The organism is Salegentibacter sp. BDJ18 (assembly GCF_017579965.1).
In the GTDB taxonomy this organism is placed as follows: Bacteria; Bacteroidota; Bacteroidia; order Flavobacteriales; family Flavobacteriaceae; genus Salegentibacter.
Genome location: NZ_JAFLQX010000010.1, coordinates 48,259 through 71,085, shown reverse-complemented (window position 1 = coordinate 71,085; position 22,827 = coordinate 48,259). Strand labels below are relative to the sequence as shown.

Here is a 22,827-nt window from a genome sequence, read left to right as displayed (position 1 = left end):
ATTACTTTTTGTTCATTTCAGGAAATTCAAAATAAGATTCTGCATTGTAATAACATATATCCTGAATTATTTTACCTATCCATTCTATATCTTCAGGAAGTTCTTTGTTTTCAATATCCTTTCCGAATAAATTACATAAAACGCGTCTAAAATATTCGTGCCTTGGTACAGATAAGAAACTTCTACTATCAGTTAACATTCCGACAAAACAACTGATTAAACCCATATTTGATAATGAATTCAACTGTTTTTCCATTCCATCTTTTTGATCTAAAAACCACCAGGCAGAGCCATGCTGAATTTTTCCTTTACGAGAATCACTCATAAAATTCCCGGCCATCGTGGCCATCACTTCATTATCTGAAGGATTCACGTTATAAAGAATGGTTTTAGGCAAATTTTCATTTTTATTTAATATATCTAAAAATTTTGCCAGCGGCTTAGCCTGGTTTAAATCTCCAATACTATCTACGCCTGCATCTTTACCAATTTGGTTGAGTAATTTGGAATTGGTATCCCGCACCGGGCCCAGGTGTAATTGCATGGTCCAGTTCTTTTCAGCATACAAGCTACCTAATTTCAATAATAAAGCGGATTGATATTTCTCAGACTCTTTCGCAGTAAGGCTTTCTCCTGCTAATTTTTTCTTGAGTAAATTATCTATTTCGCTTTTAGAAAAATCTTCAGCCAGCATTCTTTCTAAGCCGTGGTCTGAAAGCCTACACCCGTGTTGATGAAAATAATCTATTCTACTTGCTACTGCTTTAATAAGGGAATCAAAATCTTTAATATCTACTTTAGTTTGATTTCCTATTCTTTTTAAATAGGCTGCAAAATCATGGCTTTCAATATTCAATAAACCATCTGGTCTAAAAGTGGGAAGCACTTTTACTTCAAAACCGTCTTCCGCTATCTTTTTATGGTGTTTTAAATCATCGGCAGGATCATCTGTGGTGCAAACCACTTTTACATTCATTTTCTTTAGCAAATTCCTGGTAGAATAAGCCTGGGTAGCAAGCAAAGAATTACATTGATTGTAGATCTTTTTGGCATTTTTCTCAGTCAATAAATCGGTAATACCAAAATAGCGTTGCAATTCTAAATGCGTCCAATGATAAAGCGGATTTCGCATGGTATAAGGAATGGTTTCTGCCCATTTCTGAAATTTCTCCTCATCGCTACTATTTCCCGTAATATATTTTTCTTCAATACCAAGCGCCCGCATAGCACGCCATTTATAATGATCTCCAGCAATCCAGATTTCTGTAAGGTTTTTAAATTGCCTGTCTTCAGCTATGTCTTCAACTGGCAAATGGCAGTGATAATCTATAATAGGCATATCTTTAGCATAGCGCTCGTAAAGCTCTTTAGCAAAGCTATTTTCCAGAAGAAAATCTTCTTCAATAAAATTCGTCATTTAATTCACTCTTTTCGGTTGTTATCTTAGCGTAAATACGGCTTCTTTAAACTGGGCTGCACCTAATTCCAGGCTCCTGGCAGAAGGGCTGGAACTTCCTATATAAATTTTAAATTCTCCTTTTTCTATTATACTTTCCCCATCATTGTTTACGAGTTCCATCATTTCGGGGGTGATTTCAAATCTTATTTCTTTGGAACTTCCTGCTTTTAAATTTACTCTTTTAATTCCGTAAAGTTGATATTTAGGCGCATCTACAGAAGTTTCTATATCTGAAACATACAATTGCACCACTTCTTCGGCTTCACGATTTCCCACATTAGAAATTTCTAAACTCGCTTCCAGGTTTTGCCCTTTTCGAATTTTTTCTTTGGATAATTTTATTGCAGAAAATTCAAAATCTGAATAGCTCAACCCATAACCAAAAGGATACATTGGCTCCGCATCCATATATTTATAGGTTCTTCCTTTCATCGTATAATCTTCGTAAGGAGGTAAATCGTCTAAAGATTTTGGAAAAGTAATTGGCAATCTGCCGGATGGAGAAACCTCTCCAAATATAATATCTGCCACGGCGTTACCACCTTCCTGGCCGGGATACCAAACCATTAATACAGCGTCTGCCAGTTCGTGTACTTCTTCCAGGTTTATTGGGCTTCCACCCGTAATTACAGCAATTACCGGGTTATCGCCGGCGGCTTCATTTAATTTTCGTAAATAATCCAGCTGGTTTTTAGGAAGATTATAATCCAACCTATCTCCAAAAGTTTCTGAAGCTATAGACTCCCCTTCTTCACCTTCTAATACTCCCGAAATTCCTAACACCGCAATAGTAGCATCGCTATTTGCAGCATTCGGCGAAGCCCAATCCTGCGGGTTGGCATTTGGACGATCTAACAAAGTCCCCTGGCGGTATTGTAACTGACTTTGAGGTTTTATTGCTCCTGCTATTCCTTCAATAATTGTAACCAAATCGGGATTTACACCGTGATAGTTACCAAGCAAAATTTCAACACTCGTAGCATTTGGCCCGGTAATAAAATATTTCGCCAGGTCATTTTTCAAAGGAAGTACATTGTTATTTTTAAGCATCACGATAGACTTTTGGGCAGTCTCCCTGGCCAATGCTCTGTGTTCACTTGTATTAATATCTTTTGCAGAAAGTTTAGAATAAGGATTATTTGTAGGGGAATCAAAAAGACCAAGTTTAAACTTGGTTTTCATCAAAACGGCAAGTTGCTTGTCTATTTCTTCTTCGGTTACCAAGCCTTGATTTACCGCTTCTACCAAAGAAGGATAAACGCTACCACAGTTAAGGTTAACCCCGCTTTTTATTCCAAGAGCCGCAGCTTCTTCAGGAGTTTCCACAACATTGTGACCTCCATAAAAATCTTCCAATGCCCAGCAATCGCTTACCACATGGCCTTTAAAACCCCACTTATCCCGTAGCACATCGGTAAGTAAATATTCATTTGCACAACAAGGTTCACCGTTAGTAGCATTATAAGCGCACATAATAGTCTCTACCTCAGCATTTACAAGAGCTTCAAAAGCTGGTAGGTAAGTTTCCCATAAATCTTTTTGTGAGGCTACTGCATTAAATTCGTGTCTTAATTTCTCTGGACCGCTATGCACCGCATAATGTTTTGCGGCCGCTGCGGTTTTAAGATATTTATCATCATCTCCCTGCAGGCCTTTTACAAACGCAACTCCTAATTTTGCAGTAAGAAAAGGATCTTCCCCGTAAGTTTCCTGTCCTCTTCCCCACCGCGGATCACGAAAAATATTAATGTTCGGTGTCCAAAATGTTAGTCCGCTGTATTGTCTTCTATACCCATTTTCTACGGCGGTATTATGATTGCCCCGGGCCTCATCTGAAATTGCTGAAGAAACTTTAAAAATTAAATCTTCATCAAAAGTAGCACCCATCCCAATAGCCTGCGGAAAAACCGTAGCGACACCAGAACGACCAATTCCGTGCAATGCTTCATTCCACCAATTATATTCAGGGATACTTAATCTTTCTATGGCCGGGCTATCGTGCATCATTTGCATCGCCTTTTCTTCTAAAGTCAATCGATTGATTAAATCAGCAACTCTTTCATCTATACTTAATGACTCGTCCCTGAAACCATATTCCCTGCCTTTCTCCTGGGCATTAATTGACCCCAGATTTCCGAAAACAAAAACCAATACAAAGGCGCCCAATACTTTATAATTCATAATTTTATGAGTTTAAAGTTTATAAATCATTAAATAAACGATTTTTTCTTAAAAATGTCTTAACAAATTAAACATAAATTTATAATAAACACAACCGATTGCATACAAAATTTTGTCGGCAAGCTTTTTTTGTCTAATTTTCAGCTCACAATCGTTTGATAAAATTATAATGAATTTAAAGAAATTTATTTCCCTGGGCTTTTTATGCCTTTTAGCAGTCAATATTCAAGCCCAGAAAGGTTATGAACTCTGGTTAGATTATACAGAAATACAGGATCCTGATGTTGAAAAAAAATATGCACCTTTTCTAAATAATGTGGAATTAATTGGTAATTCTTCTACAATTCAGGCTATAAAGGAAGAGTTACAACTAGCTCGAGAAGGTTTTGCTTTTGAAAATTCAAAACTCAGTAATGATTCAAAATTAATTATTGGAATACAAAGTAAACTGCCAACGGCAATAAGAAACATTGTCAATACTGAAAACCTGGGAGAAGAAGGTTATAAAATCACTTCTCTTAATAATGGAAAGACTATTGTAGTAAGTGGAAATTCTGAGATAGCGCTTCTTTATGGAACTTACGGCTTGCTTCGCGAAATGCAGCAAAAAAATGATATTTCAGATTTAAAAATTGAAGAAAAACCGGAAATCCAGAAGCGTGTTTTAAATCACTGGGATAATTTAGACCGCACGGTAGAACGTGGGTACGCCGGTTTTTCAATTTGGGATTGGCATCTTTTACCCGAACTTATAAAACCCGAATATAAAGATTACGCCCGAGCTAATGCTGCAATAGGAATTAACGGTACGGTCTTGACCAATGTAAATTCTAACGCGCTAATTCTAACCCCTCATTATATTGAAAAAGTAAAAGCCCTGGCCAAAGTTTTTCGACCTTACGGAATCCAGGTTTACCTAACGGCAAGATTTTCTGCCCCAATTGAATTAGGCGATCTTGATACTGCCGATCCTTTAAATGAAGATGTGAAGCAGTGGTGGAAAAACATTGCTGATGAAATATATGCTGAAATCCCCGATTTTGGAGGTTTTCTAGTTAAAGCTGATTCGGAAGGCCAACCAGGACCTTTTCAGTATAATAGAACCCACGTAGACGGCGCCAATATGTTGGCCGAAGCGGTTGCTCCCCATAACGGAATCATAATGTGGCGAGCCTTTGTTTATTCTGAAGAAGATCCTGACGATCGCGCAAAACAAGCTTACGACCAGTTTATTCCTTATGATGGAAAATTTGCAGATAATGTTTTGGTACAGGTTAAAAATGGTGCTATAGATTTTCAACCTAGAGAACCATTCCACCCAATGTTTGGGGCAATGCCAGATACTCCTTTAATGATGGAATTTCAAATAACTCAGGAATATTTAGGCTTCAGCTCTCACCTGGTTTTTCTTCCAAAACTGTTTGAGGAAGTTTTAGACGAAGACACTTATGCCGATGGTGAAAACTCTACGGTAGCCAAAGTAATTGACGGCACAAATTCAAATAAAAAATTAACCGGAATAGCTGGGGTTGCCAATATTGGTACTGAAAAGAACTGGACAGGACACCCCTTTGGGCAGGCAAACTGGTATGGCTTTGGGAGATTGGCCTGGGATCCTTATATGGATTCTAAAGATATCGCAGAAGAATGGTTAAAAATAAATTTTTCTAATGAAGAAGACTTTATAAAACCTATGACCGATCTCTTAATAGAATCTCGCGAAGCGGTAGTAAATTACATGACACCTTTGGGACTACACCATATTATGGCCACCAGTCACCATTACGGTCCGGGGCCCTGGGTAGACGATCTTGGCCGGCCAGAATGGAACCCCGTATATTATCATAAAGCTGATAAAAATGGGATAGGGTTTGATAGAACCAGTTCTGGCAGTAATGCACTTGCTCAATACGCTAAACCTATTGAAGAAAAATATAGTAATCCTAAAACCACGCCTGAAAAATACTTACTGTGGTTTCACCATCTTCCCTGGGATTATAAAATGGATAATGGTAAAACGCTTTGGAATAATATGGCTCTACATTATCAAAAAGGTGTAGAACAGGTGGAAGAAATGCAGTCTACCTGGAAAAAAATGGAACAATATGTAAATAAGGCAGAATTTAAAAAAACCTCCATGTTACTGGAAATTCAGTTAAAAGAAGCAAAATGGTGGCGAGATGCCTGCCTTAGCTATTTCCAGCAATTCTCTGAAATGGAATTGCCTGCCGGAGTACCTGAACCAGAACATAATTTAGAATATTATAAATCAATAGAACGTCCATATGCACCAGGTATAAATCCTTCCTGGTAACTCAAAAATTTATAAAAATGACTAAACAATTAACAGCAATCGTAACGGGAGCAAACGCCGGACTAGGTTTTGCTACAGCCAAAAAATTCTGTGAAAAAGGAATTAAAACTTACGTAAACGGAAGAAATAAAGAAAAGACCGAAGAGGCCTGTAAAGAATTAGGCGAAAACGCCATACCCTTTATTCTGGACCTTAATAATTTAGATCAAATTCCCGCAGCGATAGAAAAGATTGGGCAGGAAGCCGAAAGTATTGATATCCTGGTAAATAATGCCGGGATTAATATGAAAAAAGAATTCCTGGAAGTAACCAACGAAGAATTTCAGAATATTTTACATACCAATGTTTTGGGACTTTTCGCAATTAGTCGGGAAGTGGCGAAAATAATGAAGAAACAGAATTCGGGTAGTATCATCAATATTAGCTCGATGGCTGCGCAATATGGTATTCCTAAAGTTATTGCTTATTCCGCAAGTAAAACCGCTGTAGACGGGATGACGCGTGCAATGGCTGTAGATTTAGCGCAATTTGGGATTCGTGTAAATGCGGTGGCCCCCGGTTTTATTGAAACCAATATGTCTCGAAAAGCTTTGAACAACGATCCTGAAAGAAAAAATAAGGTTTTATCCAGAACGCCAATGGGTAAATTAGGGCAACCTTCAGATATCGCTGATGCTGTTTACTATTTTGCTACTAATGAATCATCATTTGTTACAGGAACAATTTTACCGGTAGACGGTGGAAATTCAATAGGGTTTTAGGATGATTGCAATGCAACAAACAATGCGATGGTACGGCCCAAACGACGTACTATCGCTAAAAGATTTAAAACAAGCCGGGATAACTGGAATAGTTACCGCTTTACACGAAATTCCCGTAGGGGAAATTTGGACCGAAGAAGCTATTCTGGAAAGAAAAAATCTCATAGAAAGCCACGGCCTGGAATGGAGCGTAATTGAAAGCCTGCCGGTGCATGAAGACATAAAAAAAGCATCGGGAAACTATAAAGAATACATAGAAAATTATAAAGTAAGCCTTCAAAATATCGGCAAATGCGGTATTCGCGTTGTCGCTTATAATTTTATGCCAATTCTGGATTGGGTTCGCACAGATCATTTTCATGAAAATGAAGAAGGCGCTTCAGTTTTAAAATTCGACCCTTTAAAATTTACCTATTTTGACTTGTTTTTACTAAAAAGAAAAAATGCAGAAAAAGATTATACCGAAGAGCAGATTACTGCAGCCAAAAAAGTAGGTGATAATCTTTCTTCCGAAGAAAAAGAAGAACTTTTTAAAAGTATTCTTTTAGGATTACCGGGAAGTACCGAAAATTTTACAGCCGAAATTATTAAGGACCTCCTGCAGTCATATTCGCATATTAACGATGAAAAATTACGGGAAAACCTCATTAATTTTTTATCTGAAGTTACCCCAACAGCTGAAGAAAGCAATGTAAACCTCGCTATTCATCCAGACGATCCGCCGTTTTCGGTATTGGGCTTGCCACGTGTAGTGAGCAACCACGAAGACCTGAAATTTATCTTTGAAAATGTAAAAAGCAAATCCAACGGACTCTGTTATTGCACCGGCTCTTTAGGTGCAAATCCTGCACACGATCTTCTTGAGATTTACGATGAATTTGAAGAAAGAATTCATTTTTTACACCTAAGAAATGTAAAAAAGAAAGTAACCGGAGTATTTATGGAATCTAACCACCTGGATGGCGATGTCCCCATGTTAGACGTGGTAAAACGCATATTAAAAACCATGCAAAAAAAGAATCAAAGTATCCCAATGCGGCCAGATCACGGCTACCTGCATACTTTAGAAGCTAATAAAAACTATTATGCCGGCTATTCTTTTATAGGAAGATTAAAAGGGCTTGCTGAATTGCGCGGACTCGAATTAGGATTACAGGAATCATTTAAATAATTACTATGAAGCTCCCATATTTCTATAAAACTGAATTTTCGGAGAATATATCCATCCTGCCAGGTTTTTAAACCTGGCAGAATTTACAAAAACGTTTATATACATTAAAAACTATGAATTCACTAAAAATATTTAAAAAATCGGTTTTTATTCTGGCAATTGCTGCTGCGTTTACCGCTTGCAAATCCAATACCGATTCTGAAGAAAAAGAAGTTAAGGCGCAAACAGAAGATTCTTCAGAAATAGGACTAAAAGATTATTATGAAGATTATTTCCCAATGGGTGTGGCGGTTGCGCCAAATTCTGTCAAAGGAAAATCGGCTGAATTGATCAAAAAGGAATACAACAGTATCACGCCGGAAAATGTGATGAAAATGGGACCTATTCATCCCGAAAAAGATAAATTCTATTGGGAAGACGCCGATCTACTCGCCGAATTTGCAAAAGAAAACAATTTAAAAATGAGAGGACACGCCCTGGTTTGGCACCAACAAACCGGCGGCTGGATCTTTGAAAATGAAAATGGCGGCAAAGTAAGTAAAGAAGAGCTATTAAAACGCATGAAAAATCATATAGATTCGGTTGTGTCTCGCTATTCAGATATTATTTATGCCTGGGATGTGGTAAACGAAGCCGTAGCCGATGATTCTACGAAAGTATATCGAGAATCAGAATGGCTTAAAATTGCTGGAAAAGATTTCCTGGTAAAAGCTTTTGAATATGCTCGCGAAGCAGATCCAAATGTGAAGCTATTTTATAATGATTACAATGCGATTATTCCTGAAAAAAGAGACCGCATTATTGAATTATTAAAATATCTCCAGGAAAATAATGCTCCAATTGATGGTGTGGGAATTCAGGCTCACTGGTCTATTCACGGCCCTTCAGAAGAAGAATTAAGAGAAGCCCTGGATTTGTATTCAGCATTAGGCCTTGAAATTCAAATTACCGAACTTGATGTTTCACTTTATCCCTGGGAAAAGGAACGCCGCGAACTTAAAGAAGGTGAATCCGATGAATTTACTCCCGAACTGGAACAAAAACAAATTGAAGCCTACGATATGTTTTTTAGGGTTTTTAGGGATTATAAAGACGTAATTACCGGGGTGACTTTCTGGAATATTTCAGACAGATATTCTTGGTTAGACACCTACCCTGTTGCGGGACGAAAGAATTATCCGCTCTTATTCGATGAAAATTTTGAACGTAAAAAAGCGTACGAAAAAGTGGTTGAATTTGAATCCCAACCCGAAACCAAAACTCCTTAAAAATGCCAAAACCATCAATTATCAATTTGCAAAAAGTTTGCTCTCTTTTTCTTTGTTTCGGTTTTCTCCAAACTGCTTTTGCGCAGAATGATTATGTAAGTTTTGAGAAGGTTGAAAAGGCTTTTCCATTAAATTCTGTAAGGCTATTTTTAGACTCAGAAGATCACGCGGGAGTTCATTTAGTTGCTGAAGATCTACAAACAGATTTCAAAAAAGTAACCGGAAATGAGCCTGAAATTTCTTCAGAAGAAATCAATGGAAAGTACCCGGTAATTATTGGAACTATTGGAAAAAGTAAATTGATTGATAAGTTGATTTCCAGCGCTAAGTTGGACGTTTCTGAAATAGAAGGAAAATGGGAAAACTTCTTAATTGAGGTGGTTGAAAATCCATCGCCGGGAGTAGAAAAAGCTTTGGTAATTGCTGGCAGTGATAAACGAGGAACTATTTTTGGAATGTATGATCTTTCAGAAAAAATGGGAGTTTCTCCGTGGCACTGGTGGGCTGATGTTCCGGTTAAAAAAGTAGAGCAATTATATGTAAAACCAGGAAGCTATACATCGGGAACTCCAAAAGTTAAATACCGCGGAATTTTTATAAACGATGAAGAACCTGGGCTTGGAAATTGGGCCCGGGAAAAATTTGGTGGCATAAACAGCAAAATGTATGAACAGGTTTTTAAACTTATTCTGCGTTTAAGAGGAAATTATTTATGGCCTGCCATGTGGGGAAAAGCTTTTAATGAAGACGATCCTAAAAATCCGGTCTTAGCCGATAAATATGGGATTGTAATGGGAACTTCTCATCACGAACCTATGGTTAGGGCGCAAAAAGAATGGGGCACACATCGCGAAAATCACGGCAACGGCGAGTGGGATTACCAAACCAATGCTGAAGGTTTACGAGATTTTTGGAGAGATGGTTTTGAAAGAAATCAGGATTTCGAAAATTTGGTAACCATTGGAATGCGTGGTGATGGGGACGAACCAATGACCGAAGGTACTGCGATAGAATTACTGGAAACAATTGTTGCAGATCAGCGGGAAATTATTGCTGATGTTACGGGAAAACCAGCCAGCGAAACTCCGCAGGTTTGGGCTTTATATAAAGAAGTTCAGGATTATTACGACCAGGGAATGCGAGTTCCAGATGACGTGACTTTGCTCCTTGCCGATGACAATTGGGGAAACATAAGAAAATTACCAGATCCTGCTGATAAGCCTCGAGAAGGTGGCTACGGAATTTATTATCATTTTGATTATGTAGGTGGCCCAAGAAATTATAAATGGTTGAATACCACTCAAATTGAGCGAGTTTGGGAGCAAATGAATCTTGCGTATCAATATGACGCTACCGAATTATGGGTGGTAAACGTAGGCGATTTAAAGCCTATGGAATTTCCAATTAGTTTCTTTTTAGATTTTGCCTGGAATCCGGAAGCCATGGATGCTAATAAACTTCAAGATTATTCGAAAGATTGGGCTAAAAAACAATTCGGGGATGAATATGCTTCGGAAATCGGTGAAATCTTAGATACCTACACTAAGTATAATAGTCGCAGAAAACCTGAAATGTTGAGTCCGGAGACTTATAGTTTAGTCAATTATAACGAAGCGGAAAACGTAGTGAAAGATTATAATAAATTAGTTGAAAAAGCAGAAGAAATAAACAATAGACTTCCTGCGGAATATAAAGACGCCTATTATCAATTGGTTTTGTTTCCGGTTAAAGCATCGGCCAATTTAAATGAATTGTATGTAGCCACCGCTAAAAACCGATTGTATGCAGAACAAGGTCGTGCTGTAGCAAATTCTTATGCCGAAAAAGTAAAAGAATTATATCAAAAGGATTCCGAATTAACCGAGGAATATCACAATATCGCCGATGGCAAATGGAACCATATGATGTCTCAAAATCATATTGGTTACACTTACTGGCAACAACCCGAAGAACAGGTAATGCCAGAGGTTAAAACCATTGAAGTTGCTAAAAAACCTGAAATGGGTGTTGCAATTGAAGGTTCTAAAGAATCCTGGCCCGCTTCAAATGAAACGGCAAGACTGCCAGAATTTACTTCTGTAGCAGATCAAAAATCTTATGTTGAAATCTTTAATAAAGGAAAAGGAACTTTCGATTTTAAAGTAAAGAAAAACGATAAATGGATTCAGGTTTCAGAAGAATCTGGTTCAGTTTCAGATCAAAAAAGGCTTTCTATAAGTATTGATTGGAATAAGGCCCCAAAGGGAAAATCCCCAGGAAATTTTAGTATTCAGCAGGGCAGAAAATCAGTTAAAATTGAAGTTCCAATCCATAACCTCAGTCCTGGAAACATAAAAGGTTTTGTAGAAAGCAACCATTATATTGCGATAGAAGCTGCCAATTATAGCGAAAAAGGCAACGACGAACAAGGATGGACTTTAGTCCCGAATTTAGGAAAAACAGGCTCAACAATGACTGCTTTTGCTAAAACTCCAACCCACGGCGAATGGTCAGAAGATAATCCATACCTGGCATATGATTTTCATAATTTAAGCACAGGAAAAATGAAAATAGAATTCCTGCTTTCTCCTACCCTCGATTTTCATAATAAGGGAGGGTTAAGATTTGCTTATTCCATTGACGATAAAAAACCGCAGATTATTAATCTGCATCAGGATACTAAAGATGATTGGGGTACTTCGGTAGGGAATAATATTACCAGGGTAACTTCAGAATTAAATCTAGAAGAAAAAGGAAATCATACGTTGAAAATTTGGGCTATAGATTCTGGAATTGCGCTTCAGAAAATAATTATTAGAAAAGGAGAAATAGGAGAATCTTATTTAGGCCCACCAGAGAGCAAAACTGCTAAATAAACAAAATTGAAGAAGATTTTCAGCTTTAAAAACCTGATTCCAGCCAATTAAAAAATAGTATATTCATCAGTGTAAAACCATTTAACTAAAAACAAGATGAGCAACCTCCCAAGACGAAAATTTTTGCAACAAACGGCATTGGCCACAGCCGGTTTAAGTTTATCTGGATCACTTTTAGCAAATCCTATTTCTATTTTTTCAGCAAATGATACGGTTAATTTTGGGGTAATTGGTTGCAAAGGTATGGGCTGGGCCAATATACAGGCACATTTAAAATTACCTAATATAAATTGTATAGCCCTGGCAGATATAGACCAGCGTGTTTTAGATGAAAGATCTGCCCAGATAAAAGAAATAAGCGGCAAGGCACCAACACAGTATAAAGATTATCGTAAAATGTTAGAAAACAAAGATATTGATGCGGTAATTATAGGCACGCCAGACCATTGGCATTGTTTAAATATGGTAGATGCCCTGCAGGCTGATAAACACGTATATGTAGAAAAACCTCTGGCTAACAGTATTGAAGAATGTAACGTAATGCTTGATGCAGGCAGGAAGTATAATAAAATGGTTCAGGTTGGCCAATGGCAACGAAGCGGAAAACATTATGACGATGCCATAAAATATGTGCAATCGGGTGAACTTGGGCAAATTCGATTAGTTAAATGCTGGGCTTACCAGGGTTGGATGAATCCGGTTCCGGTTAAACCCAATTCTACTCCACCGGATGGTGTAGATTACCAGATGTGGTTAGGCCCCGCGCCAGATAGGCCGTTTAACGAAAATAGATTTCATTTTAATTTTAGATGGTTTTGGGATTACGCCGGTGGCTTAATGACCGATTGGGGCGTCCACGAGATAGACATCGCACTTTATGCTATGGGAGCAAAAGCACCAAAATCAATTTTAGCTTCAGGCGGAAAATTTGCTTATCCTAATGATGCTTCTGAAACCCCGGACACTCTCCAAACCGTCTATGAATTTGAAGATTTTAACCTCTTATGGGAGCACGCCACGGGTATAGATGGCGGAAACTACGGAAGAACCGAGGGTATAGCTTTTATTGGAAATAACGGCACCTTAGTAGTAAACCGTGATGGTTGGGAAGTTATTCCTGAAGGAGAAAATAAAAATGATGAATGGGTGACCAAAACTAAAAGAATAGATCTAATTACTCCACAAGGAAATGCGTTAGAAAATCACGCCGAAAATTTTGTATCAGCTATTCGAGTAAACGATAGTTCAAAACTCACCTGCGGCGTAGAAACCGGAAGTATTGCCGCAATAACCGCTCATATGGGGAATATCGCCTATAAAACCGGAAAAAAACTGTACTGGAATGCTGAATCTGGATCATTCGAAGATGCTGAGGCAGATGCGTTGGTAAGAGCTAATTATCATAACGGCTGGAAACTCCCAAAAGTTTAAAAATCCACGTCTCAAAATTACCAGCGAACCCCTTTTACATTCATCTCCAGGCTGTAAAGAGCCTGTTGAGCAGTGATAAAAAGGGTTTGTTGGTTTTTACCACCAAAAGTCACATTTGCTGTCCAATCTTTATCTATTGGAATATGCTGAATTTTATTTCCAGATTTATCGAAAACTGTCACGCCATTTCCGGTAAGGTAAACGTTGCCCCTATTGTCTATAGTCATCCCATCTGAACCTAATTCAGTAAAAAGCTTTTTATCTGAAAGGCTACCATCGCGATTAATTCTATAGGAATAGGTTTTATTAGCACCTATATCGGCGATGTATAAGGTTTTCCCATCGGGAGTGCCAATAATTCCGTTGGGTTGTACCAGATCATCTACCACAATACTTATTTCGCCCTGCGGATTCACATAGTAAACGCGCTCCTCTTCAATTTCCTTTTCGGTACGTTCCCAGTAATCCCTCTGATAATAAGGATCTGTAAAGTAAAATCCGCCACCTGGGGCAATCCATAAATCATTGGGACCGTTTAACCTCTTTCCCTGGTAAGAATCAACTAAAACCTCAACTTCTTTTTCAGAATTAATTTTCCAGATTTCTGAATTTTCATCTGCAGCAGCTAGAAGATTTCCTTCTGAATCAAAATAAAGCCCATTAGCGCGGCCCGAATTTTCCATAAAAACCGAAATAGTACCTTCTTCTGCAGACCATTTATAGATTCTATTATTCGGCTGATCGGTAAAATAAATATTTCCTTCAGCCTCTGAAGCAGGACCTTCGGTAAACTCGAATTCATTTGAAATAAGCTGTAGTTCCTGCCCTTCTTTAATTAATTCTTTTTGAGAGCTACAGGAAGTAACCCCCAAAATCAGGATGAAAAACGATAAAAATCTTAATTTAATAGTATTCATAAAAAAGCCTTTCCCTAAAGATAGGGAAAGGCTTTTAAAAGTGAATTAAACTACGTAGGTTAAAATATAAATCCTTTCTAAAGTGTAATTTATCGTCATTCTGAATTTATTTCAGAATCTAAGATTTATAGAATTCTTTCAAATTAGAAGCTGAAACAAGTTCAGCTTGACGAACCCTCAGCCATAGCTTTTCATCAAATAAACCTACAAGGTTTCAGAAACCTTGCAGGAATAAACTACCATCTATGATGAACTTCCTGTTTTAAATATTCATCATAGATCTTATTCATTTCTTTAATTTTTTCATTGCTTAGCTCCGGCCTGTCATAGATAGATAGGTTAGACAGCAATTGTTCTTCTTTTGAAGCGCCGGGAATTGTACAACTAACCTCAGGAAATTTAAGAATCCATTGCAGCGCAATTGGAGCGAGGTTTTGAACTTCAGGAAACAATTTTTTAAGCTCTTCCACCGCCTTTAAACCGCGATTGAAGTCTATTCCAGAAAAAGTTTCTCCTTTATCAAAAGCTTCTCCATTTCGATTAAAATTTCGGTGATCTTCCTTATCAAAACTGGCATTTTTATCGAATTTACCAGTTAATAATCCACTGGCAAGCGGAACGCGGGCAATGATACCGATATTTTTCTTTTTAGCCTGTTCAAAGAAAAGCTCTGAAGGACGCTGCCTGAATAAATTAAATATAATTTGAACGGTTTCAACATTATCATATTCAATCGCTTTTAAAGCCTCTTCCACTTTTTCAACACTAACACCAAAATGCAGTATTTTACCCTGATCTTTTAATTTCTGAAAGGTTTCAAAGATCTCGGGACGATAATATACATCTGTAGGCGGGCAGTGCAACTGGATTAGATCTAGCGCTTCAAAACCGGTTCTTTTAAGACTTTCTTCTACATAAGCGGTAAGTGCTTCAGGCGTATAATTCTCTGGCGTATGCGGGTTAATTTGTCTTCCGCATTTGGTAGCCACAAAAACACGCTCAGACCTGGATCTAACCACCCGGCCTACAGCGGCTTCACTTAAACCGGCTTCGTAAACATCGGCCGTATCAATAAAATTAATTCCCTTATCTATGGCGGTATTAATGGTTTTTTCAGCAGTTTTATCACTAAAATCTGATCCCCACTTTCCACCTATTTGCCAGGTTCCAAGGGAAATCTCTGAAATTTCAAAACCTGTTTTCCCTAATTTTCTATAATTCATATAATTTTTTTCTTCTTTCAATTTACAAAAAGCTCACTACAAGATATAATCTGTACTTACAAAATTGGAAGTTTTTGAGTTTAATAATTCCTGTAAGATCTCATTATTGTAATCATTATCTTTTGAAGCTACAAAAGTCCTAATTGAGAAAGATCTTAAGGCATCGTGAACACTTAGCGTACTTACCGCGGAATCTTTTCTTCCGGTAAAAGGAAAAACATCTGGCCCACGCTGGCAGGAACTATTAAGATTTACCCGGCACACCAAATTCACCAGTGTATCTATAAGTGGCGCAATTTCCTGAATATCCTTACCAAATAAACTAACTTGCTGGCCATAGCTGGAATCAGCCATTTCATCTAAAATCTCCTGAATATCTGTAAAAGGTTTAATTGGTACCACGGGACCAAATTGTTCTTCCTGGTAAACCCGCATTTTTTTGCTTACCGGGAAAAGAACTGCCGGATAGATATAATTTTCTGAAATTTCACCACCCTTTTCATTCAAGATTTCGGCACCTTTTTCCCTGGCGTCATCAATTAATTCTTTAATATAATCGGGTTTATCAGCTTCAGGCAAAGGAGTAAGTTTCACACCATCTTCCCAGGGATTCCCAAATTTTAAAGCATCTACTTTTTTAGCAAAACGCTTATTAAATTCTGCTCTTACATCTTCGTGAACATAAATAATTTTAAGCGCGGTACAGCGTTGCCCGTTAAATGATAAAGACCCCGAAATACACTCTTCTATAGCCAAATCTAAATCGGCATCTGGTAAAATAATGGCCGGATTTTTCGCTTCCAAACCTAAAACCAGTCGTAATCGGTTTTTATATGGGTGCTGATCCTGCAATGCGATAGCCGATTTACTATTTCCAATAAGCGCTAACACATCAATTTTTCCTGCCGCCATTATAGGTGCTGCTACTTCCCTGCCACGACCATAAATTACATTTACCACACCGGGTGGAAAACTGTTTTTGAATGCTTCAAGAAGTGGAGAAATAAGTAGAACTCCATTTTTTGCCGGTTTAAAAATTACCGTGTTCCCCATAATAAGTGCAGGAATTAGTAATGCAAAGGTTTCATTTAAAGGATAGTTATACGGCCCTAAACATAAAACCACGCCAAGGGGACCACGGCGAATATGCGCGTGAATACCATCGCGTTTAAAGAATTTCGCACTATCACGATCTAATTGTTTATAATCTTCAATAGTATCATTAATATATTCAACTGTGCGGTCAAATTCTTTGCGAGAATCGGGGAGCGATTTACCAATTTCCCACATTAAATATTTGACAACTTCTTCCCGGTTAGTTTGCATTTCGGCCACAAAATTCTGCATACAGGAAATTCGCTCTGACACCTTCATAGTAGGCCAATCGCCCTGCCCTTTTGCATAAGCTTTACAAGCTGAATCTAAAACTTCTAGCGCAGAATCTTTATCCATATGCGGAATAGTACCCAGTAAAGTTGGTTTGTAATTCTCTGTGGAAGAAATAGTGGAATAAACCTCATCTGTCTGGCCCTTCCATTTAATCAATTCCCCATTACTAAGGTAGTGTTGTTGATGAAGCAAGTTTGTAATCTGAGATTCCTGTGGTATTTTCATAATTTAAGTTTAAAAAGCTGGTTTAATAAGAGTTAGTTTTAAAATATTTTCTGATTTTTAGAAAAACAATTACCGGGACAAAAGCTACAGTTTCATCCCGGTTATAGTTGTTTTATTACTTTTTTTCTTCTCCAGAATTGGTTAAGAAAAGGTCTTCAAGCATTTAAAATTACAAAAAAAACCTCACATTATTCTTCAGAATTAGATACAAGAAATTTATTAACCTTCAACCAGTGAATAAAAGCATCAAACCAGCGGTTACTGGTACGGTCTGGATTTCCAAGTCCGAAACCATGGCCTCCGTTTTGATAAAGATGAAACTCCACCGGTTTCCCGGCCTTATGCCAGGACTCGATTAAACCAAACTCTCCGTAGAAGAGAAAATCATCGGCAGCAATAACGTTGAACATAGGAGGAGCATCTTCTGGAACCTCTACTTCATTTAAACCTCCATAGATTGGAGCAATAAATGCCAGATCCATGGTTTTGGAATTAAGTGTTGAATGCATAGTAAGACCGGCACCGGCCGAAAATCCCATCATACCAATATTGCTTGTATCAACTCCCCATTCTTCAGCCCGCTCAACGATCATAGCATAAGCAGCCTCGGCATCTTCGAGTTGGTTAGAAAGGTTAGAGCGCGGTCTTTCCGGGCGCGTTTCCGACTCGTCGTCTGAAGATTCGGCTGGAGGAGTGGCAGGTCTTTCCATGGACGCCCTAAAATCATCCAGCGATTCAGGAGTTGGGTGTAAGCGATATTTTAGTACAAAAGCAGTGATTCCCTGTTCTGCAAGCGCTTCGGCAACTTCCCAGCCTTCATTGCCCAAAGAAAGCCATCTAAAGCCCCCACCCGGAGCCACAATTACGGTTGTACCGTTGGCTTTTTCAGGATCGGGCAAAAATGGAGTAAGGGTTGCTTTGGTTATATTTCTCGCCATGGGATCTCCCCACTGGCGAAACCAGGTTTCTGAAGCGGGTTGATCTTCAACCCCACCCGTTTCTAACGGAATAGCATTTGGTTCGTTGGGTGTTTCATGAGGGTAGATTGTTCCGTCTTGCGCCGTTCCCGATGTGGCAACGAGAAATAAAATCGACCAAATGGCAGACTTCGCTAAGTTAATTGGTGTGTTAGACATAATAAATTAGTTTTAAAGTTAGTTATTCAAAAAAATATAATTCACATTTTAAGGTTCACTTATTATTAATCGCTATCTCCAATACTTCCTGCTCAACCTGGTCGATTTTAATATATCTACATAAGTACCATTTTAGGCCTACTATTTACTTAGCAGTTATCTTCCGTTAAAGAAAATCATCACTCCTATAACCAATAGTACTACAAGAATAGAAACTACAATATCAACCCAGTTATAGCTGTTTTTGTTGTTTTTCTTTTCTTCTTCAGAAATTGTCTGAAACGTAAGATTATCGGTTTTAATTTTTGAAGGAATACTGGTTAAGAAACTTACCACGGTAATTAGCACTACACAGAAAAGGAAGAACCAGGCCGCAAAAGTTAAAAAGTTAATATCTCCTACCAGGAATAAGAACCCGTTTGGATCTAAGGAATCTTTAAATAATTCCAGGATAATCCTGAGAGCTCCTACAATAAATCCAACTACTAAAGTCACAAAAGCACCCTGTGCGTTTATACGTTTATAGAAAATACCCAGTAAGAATACGGCGGTAATTGGAGGTGCGATATATGATTGTACTTTTTGTAAATATTCATATAAAACTCCAGAAATATTTGCCATAATAGGAATCCAGATAATACCGATTATCACAATAATTACAGTAGCGATTTGCCCGGTTCTTACCAGTTTTTTCTCCGGGGTATTTGGTCTTAATTTTTTATAGATATCTACCGTAAATAAGGTAGAACAAGAATTAAAAACTGAAGCTAAAGAACTCATTAATGCAGCGAGTAATCCGGCAGCTACAAGTCCGCGTAATCCGGAAGGCAACAAGTTACTCATTAACACAGGAAAAGCTTCATCTGGGCTATCCCAATGCAATTCTCCACGCATCTTAAGTGTAAGGGCGATAATACCCGGAATTAAGAATAAGAATACCGGAAGTAATTTCAGCAAAGCGCCAAAAATAGTTCCTCGTCTTCCTTCTTTAATGTTCTTTGCGGTAAGTGCACGTTGCACAATATACTGGTCTGTACACCAATACCAAATACCTACAATTGTACTGGTAATTAGAAGAGATGGCCAGGGAAAATCGGGATCTGAAGCAGAGCGCCACATATTAAGATATTCGGGCGTTACGGTTTCTTTCATACTCGCCCAACCTCCTACTTCATCTAAGCCGATAAACGTAAGGGCAGCAGCACCAAGCACAAGAATAATAGCTTGCAGGGTTTCAGTATAAACAACTGCCCGCATTCCGCCTAGAACCGTATAAATACCGGTTAAAATTACTGTAGAAAGTGCACCGGTCCAGAAATTGATTCCGAGTAAAGCAGAAACCACAATACCTCCTGCATAAATAGTTACCGAGATTTTTGTAAGTACATAGGCGATTATAGAAAATACAGATAACACCCATCTTGACCTGGCATCAAATCTTTTTTCTAGAAATTCGGGCATTGTAAAAACCCCACTCCTGGCGTAAAATGGTAAAAATACCCAGCCAAGAATAAGCACTACCCAGGCCTGTATTTCATAAATAAGCATTGGTAGCTTATTCCCCGCACCGGCACCGGCAAGGCCCACAACGTGTTCGGATCCAATATTGGAAGCAAAAATAGAAGCTCCCACTACAAACCAACCTACATTTCTCCCAGCAAGAAAATAATCTTCGGTATTAGACTGTTTTTTTCTTATTACCCAAAAGGCAATTCCCGCTAACACCAAAAAGTACAGGCTAATCGCAATCCAGTCATAAATATCTAATGCTTTCATAAACTTATTTTACTGAGAATTTAAAACTGGTTTTTGAAGAATAAGTTTCTCCCGGCTCCAATACTACAGAAGGAAAACCTTCCTGATTTGGAGAATCTGGGTAATGTTGTGTTTCAAGACAAAAGCCACTTCTGTGACCGTAATTTCCTTCGCCATCTGCCTGGGGCAGTGTCCCGTCTAGAAAATTCCCAGAATAAAACTGAATTCCCGGCTCATTGGTGTGAACCTCCAACATTCTACCACTTTCTTCGTGATAAGCTGAAGCTGCAAAGCGCATCCCACTATCCTGTTCATTTAAAACCCAACAATGATCGTAACCCTGGCCACGTTCCAGTTGCTGGTTTTTTTCTTCAATATGCTGTTCCACGGTTTTTGCTTCGCGGAAATCAAAAGGAGTTCCTGCCACATCCTTTAATTCTCCTGTTGGGATCAAAGTTTCGTTTACCGGTAAAAATTCATCAGCATTTATTTCAATTTTATGATCTAAAATAGTTTCAGAAAAATCTCCTGAAAGGTTAAAATAAGCGTGTTGGGTTAAATTTAATACTGTTTTCTTATCGGTTGTAGCATTATAATCTACTTCCAGGGCGTTATCCTCAGTTAAAGTGTAAACAACCGTAGTTTCCAGGGTTCCAGGATAACCTTCTTCCATATCTTCACTAATATAAGAAAGGCTAAGGGAGCTTGCACTGGCATCATTAACAGTCCAAACCACTTTATCAAAACCTTTTTCCCCACCATGCAGATGGTTCTGCCCATCATTTTGAGCCAAAGTATATTCTTCACCGTTTAAGGTGAATTTCCCGTTTGCAATGCGATTTCCAAAACGGCCAATTAGAGCTCCAAAAAACGGATTATCTTTGATGTATTGCTCTAAAGAATCAAATCCTAAAACCACATTCTCAAATTCGTCGTCCTTATTGGGAGCTTTTAAAGAAGTAATTCTACCACCATAGGTGATTATTTTCACTTCCATACCATTTTCGTTGGTAAGTGTATATTGCGCTACTTTTTCACCATCAGATGTGGTACCGTAGTCTTCTTTTTGCATTTCCGTTTTTTGGCTTTTTTCGGTATTCATTTCATTTTCTTTAGTTTCAGCTTCCTTGTCGCTATTTTTACACTGAATAAAAAACAAGGACAGAAAAACTATCCCGAAGCCGAAAAGGTTATTTGTTGAAATTCTCATAATTAGATGCGTTATGTTAGAAATTACATTCCGTGTTGAAACATATGGTAATACGCCTCGTTAGCGTTTATTTTATCTTTGAACTCCCTAATACTGGTTTTTTCGTCTATAACCAGTAATTCAATCCCCGCTATATCGGCAAAATCTTCCAAAAACTCAGTGGTTAATGCCTGGGTATACACCGTATGATGAGCTCCCCCTGCTAAAATCCAGGAAGTAGCTGCAACTTCAAGATTGGGTTTTGCATCCCAAAGCACACGCGCTACCGGTAAATTTGGTAAATCGGCTTCCGGCGCTACCGCTTCCACTTCGTTTACAATTAACCTAAACCTATTGCCCATATCTATTAACGATGCATTTAAAGCATCGCCCTTTGGAGCGTTGAAAACCAATCTAACGGGGTCTTCTTTTCCACCAATTCCAAGCGGATGAACTTCACAGGTTGGCTTAGCATCAGCAATTGAGGGACAAATTTCCAACATATGCGAACCTAAAACATAAGATTTTTGTGGGGTGAAATGATAGGTATAATCTTCCATAAAAGAAGTTCCTTCTTCTAATCCAACAGCCATAACTTTCATAGCACGTAAAAGCGCTGCGGTTTTCCAATCGCCTTCTGCGCCAAAACCGTAGCCATCGGCCATTAGCCGTTGTACGGCAATACCAGGAAGTTGTTTCAGCTTTCCAAGGTTTTCAAAAGTATCGGTAAAAGCTTTAAAACCACCTTCGTCTAAAAATGATCTTAATCCTAATTCAATTTTAGCGGCATCAATCAAAGAATCTCTTTGTGCACCACCTTCTTTCAGGTCCTGACTTAAGTTATAATCAGCTTCATATTTCTTCAGTAATTCATTTATTTTTTCTTCTGAAATTTTATCAATATGCGCTACCACTTCTGAAGAATCATAACCGTTTACGGCCATTCCAAATTTCATTTCAGCGGCCACTTTATCACCTTCGGTAACGGCTACATTCCGCATATTATCGCCAATACGTGCCACTTTTAGATGCTGAAGTTCGTCCCAACCTAAAACCACTCGAGACCAAATCCCAAGTTTTTGCTGAACGCGATCGGTCTTCCAATGGCCAACAATTACTTTGCGCTTTTTACGCATTCTACTCATCATAAAACCAAATTCCCTATCTCCGTGAGCTGACTGATGAAGATTCATATAATCCATATCAATTCTACCCCACGGAATTTCAGCATTAAATTGCGTATGCAAATGGCAAAGTGGCTTTTTAAGTAAACTTAGCCCTTTAATCCACATTTTGGCAGGCGAAAAAGTATGCATCCAGGCTACGATTCCAATACAGTTTTTATTGGCATTGGCGTCCTGACAAATATCAGTGATCTCATCGGCCGTCTTCACGGTATCCTTCCATACTATTTTTAGCGGAAGATGTTTCGATTCATTAAGTCCGTTTACAATTGTTTTTGAATCGGCTGCAACCTGGTTTAAGGTTTCATCGCCGTATAAATGCTGGCTCCCGGTGACGAACCATATTTCTTTTGCTTCTATATTTATCAT

15 protein-coding genes are annotated in these 22,827 nt (G+C 38.3%); 6 read left to right on the top strand and 9 right to left on the bottom strand.

Going from position 1 to position 22,827, the window contains the following annotated elements; translation table 11 throughout:
• Position 1 precedes the first annotated feature (1 nt).
• Together uxaC and J0871_RS06830 are read right to left on the bottom strand one after the other, a co-directional pair.
• Positions 2–1,417: a glucuronate isomerase gene (gene uxaC, locus J0871_RS06835; RefSeq protein WP_208224405.1), complete on the bottom strand. Its 1,416-nt coding sequence runs from the start codon at positions 1,415–1,417 to the stop codon at positions 2–4.
• A gap of 21 nt (positions 1,418–1,438) precedes the next feature.
• Positions 1,439–3,640: a glycoside hydrolase family 3 C-terminal domain-containing protein gene (locus J0871_RS06830; protein WP_208224403.1), complete on the bottom strand. Its 2,202-nt coding sequence runs from the start codon at positions 3,638–3,640 to the stop codon at positions 1,439–1,441.
• Between the two features lie 169 nt (positions 3,641–3,809).
• On the opposite strand from J0871_RS06830, the gene J0871_RS06825 reads away from it, so the two are divergent.
• From J0871_RS06825 to J0871_RS06800, 6 genes are all read left to right on the top strand, one after another.
• Entirely contained in the window at positions 3,810–5,954 is a 2,145-nt protein-coding gene (locus J0871_RS06825) for an alpha-glucuronidase family glycosyl hydrolase (protein ID WP_208224401.1), read from the top strand.
• A 17-nt stretch (positions 5,955–5,971) separates the two neighbouring features.
• On the top strand, positions 5,972–6,715 hold the full coding sequence (locus J0871_RS06820; RefSeq protein ID WP_208224399.1) for an SDR family oxidoreductase: 744 nt from the start codon (positions 5,972–5,974) through the stop codon (positions 6,713–6,715).
• Position 6,716: 1 nt separating this feature from the next.
• A complete protein-coding gene (gene uxuA, locus J0871_RS06815) occupies positions 6,717–7,886 on the top strand; it encodes a mannonate dehydratase (RefSeq protein WP_346014334.1) in 1,170 nt (389 codons plus the stop codon).
• A 113-nt stretch (positions 7,887–7,999) separates the two neighbouring features.
• Positions 8,000–9,154 carry an endo-1,4-beta-xylanase gene (locus tag J0871_RS06810; protein WP_208224397.1) on the top strand — a complete coding sequence of 385 codons (1,155 nt, stop codon included), beginning with the start codon at positions 8,000–8,002 and terminating at the stop codon, positions 9,152–9,154.
• Between the two features lie 2 nt (positions 9,155–9,156).
• Positions 9,157–12,009 carry a glycosyl hydrolase 115 family protein gene (locus J0871_RS06805; RefSeq protein ID WP_208224395.1) on the top strand — a complete coding sequence of 951 codons (2,853 nt, stop codon included), beginning with the start codon at positions 9,157–9,159 and terminating at the stop codon, positions 12,007–12,009.
• Between the two features lie 96 nt (positions 12,010–12,105).
• Positions 12,106–13,440 carry a Gfo/Idh/MocA family oxidoreductase gene (locus J0871_RS06800; protein ID WP_075325820.1) on the top strand — a complete coding sequence of 445 codons (1,335 nt, stop codon included), beginning with the start codon at positions 12,106–12,108 and terminating at the stop codon, positions 13,438–13,440.
• Positions 13,441–13,457: 17 nt separating this feature from the next.
• Here J0871_RS06800 and J0871_RS06795 read toward each other — a convergent pair whose 3' ends face one another.
• The 7 genes from J0871_RS06795 to araA all read right to left on the bottom strand — a co-directional run bounded on the left by J0871_RS06795 (position 13,458) and on the right by araA (position 22,827).
• Positions 13,458–14,357 carry an SMP-30/gluconolactonase/LRE family protein gene (locus J0871_RS06795; protein WP_208224393.1) on the bottom strand — a complete coding sequence of 300 codons (900 nt, stop codon included), beginning with the start codon at positions 14,355–14,357 and terminating at the stop codon, positions 13,458–13,460.
• A 236-nt stretch (positions 14,358–14,593) separates the two neighbouring features.
• A complete protein-coding gene (locus J0871_RS06790; RefSeq protein ID WP_208224391.1) occupies positions 14,594–15,580 on the bottom strand; it encodes an aldo/keto reductase in 987 nt (328 codons plus the stop codon).
• A gap of 36 nt (positions 15,581–15,616) precedes the next feature.
• Entirely contained in the window at positions 15,617–17,194 is a 1,578-nt protein-coding gene (locus J0871_RS06785) for an NADP-dependent glyceraldehyde-3-phosphate dehydrogenase (protein WP_208224389.1), read from the bottom strand.
• Between the two features lie 188 nt (positions 17,195–17,382).
• Positions 17,383–18,330 carry an alpha/beta hydrolase gene (locus tag J0871_RS06780; protein WP_208224387.1) on the bottom strand — a complete coding sequence of 316 codons (948 nt, stop codon included), beginning with the start codon at positions 18,328–18,330 and terminating at the stop codon, positions 17,383–17,385.
• Between the two features lie 156 nt (positions 18,331–18,486).
• The gene (locus J0871_RS06775; RefSeq protein WP_208224385.1) at positions 18,487–20,106 is read right to left on the bottom strand and encodes a sodium:solute symporter; all 1,620 of its coding nucleotides are present in this window, start codon (positions 20,104–20,106) and stop codon (positions 18,487–18,489) included.
• A 4-nt stretch (positions 20,107–20,110) separates the two neighbouring features.
• A complete protein-coding gene (locus J0871_RS06770; protein WP_208224383.1) occupies positions 20,111–21,295 on the bottom strand; it encodes an aldose epimerase family protein in 1,185 nt (394 codons plus the stop codon).
• Between the two features lie 23 nt (positions 21,296–21,318).
• Positions 21,319–22,827, bottom strand: coding sequence for an L-arabinose isomerase (gene araA, locus J0871_RS06765; protein WP_208224381.1), 1,509 nt, complete (start codon positions 22,825–22,827; stop codon positions 21,319–21,321).

Bases quoted from the DNA above. Each gene is read 5' to 3' on its own strand.
- J0871_RS06805 (WP_208224395.1), top strand. From the start codon at position 9,157: ATGCCAAAACCATCAATTATCAATTTGCAAAAAGTTTGCTCTCTTTTT.
- J0871_RS06790 (WP_208224391.1), bottom strand. From the start codon at position 15,580: ATGAATTATAGAAAATTAGGGAAAACAGGTTTTGAAATTTCAGAGATT.
- uxaC (WP_208224405.1), bottom strand. From the start codon at position 1,417: ATGACGAATTTTATTGAAGAAGATTTTCTTCTGGAAAATAGCTTTGCT.
- J0871_RS06780 (WP_208224387.1), bottom strand. From the start codon at position 18,330: ATGTCTAACACACCAATTAACTTAGCGAAGTCTGCCATTTGGTCGATT.
- J0871_RS06830 (WP_208224403.1), bottom strand. From the start codon at position 3,640: ATGAATTATAAAGTATTGGGCGCCTTTGTATTGGTTTTTGTTTTCGGA.
- J0871_RS06825 (WP_208224401.1), top strand. From the start codon at position 3,810: ATGAATTTAAAGAAATTTATTTCCCTGGGCTTTTTATGCCTTTTAGCA.
- J0871_RS06810 (WP_208224397.1), top strand. From the start codon at position 8,000: ATGAATTCACTAAAAATATTTAAAAAATCGGTTTTTATTCTGGCAATT.
- J0871_RS06785 (WP_208224389.1), bottom strand. From the start codon at position 17,194: ATGAAAATACCACAGGAATCTCAGATTACAAACTTGCTTCATCAACAA.
- araA (WP_208224381.1), bottom strand. From the start codon at position 22,827: ATGATAAATATAGAAGCAAAAGAAATATGGTTCGTCACCGGGAGCCAG.
- J0871_RS06795 (WP_208224393.1), bottom strand. From the start codon at position 14,357: ATGAATACTATTAAATTAAGATTTTTATCGTTTTTCATCCTGATTTTG.
- J0871_RS06770 (WP_208224383.1), bottom strand. From the start codon at position 21,295: ATGAGAATTTCAACAAATAACCTTTTCGGCTTCGGGATAGTTTTTCTG.
- J0871_RS06800 (WP_075325820.1), top strand. From the start codon at position 12,106: ATGAGCAACCTCCCAAGACGAAAATTTTTGCAACAAACGGCATTGGCC.
- J0871_RS06820 (WP_208224399.1), top strand. From the start codon at position 5,972: ATGACTAAACAATTAACAGCAATCGTAACGGGAGCAAACGCCGGACTA.
- uxuA (WP_346014334.1), top strand. From the start codon at position 6,717: ATGATTGCAATGCAACAAACAATGCGATGGTACGGCCCAAACGACGTA.
- J0871_RS06775 (WP_208224385.1), bottom strand. From the start codon at position 20,106: ATGAAAGCATTAGATATTTATGACTGGATTGCGATTAGCCTGTACTTT.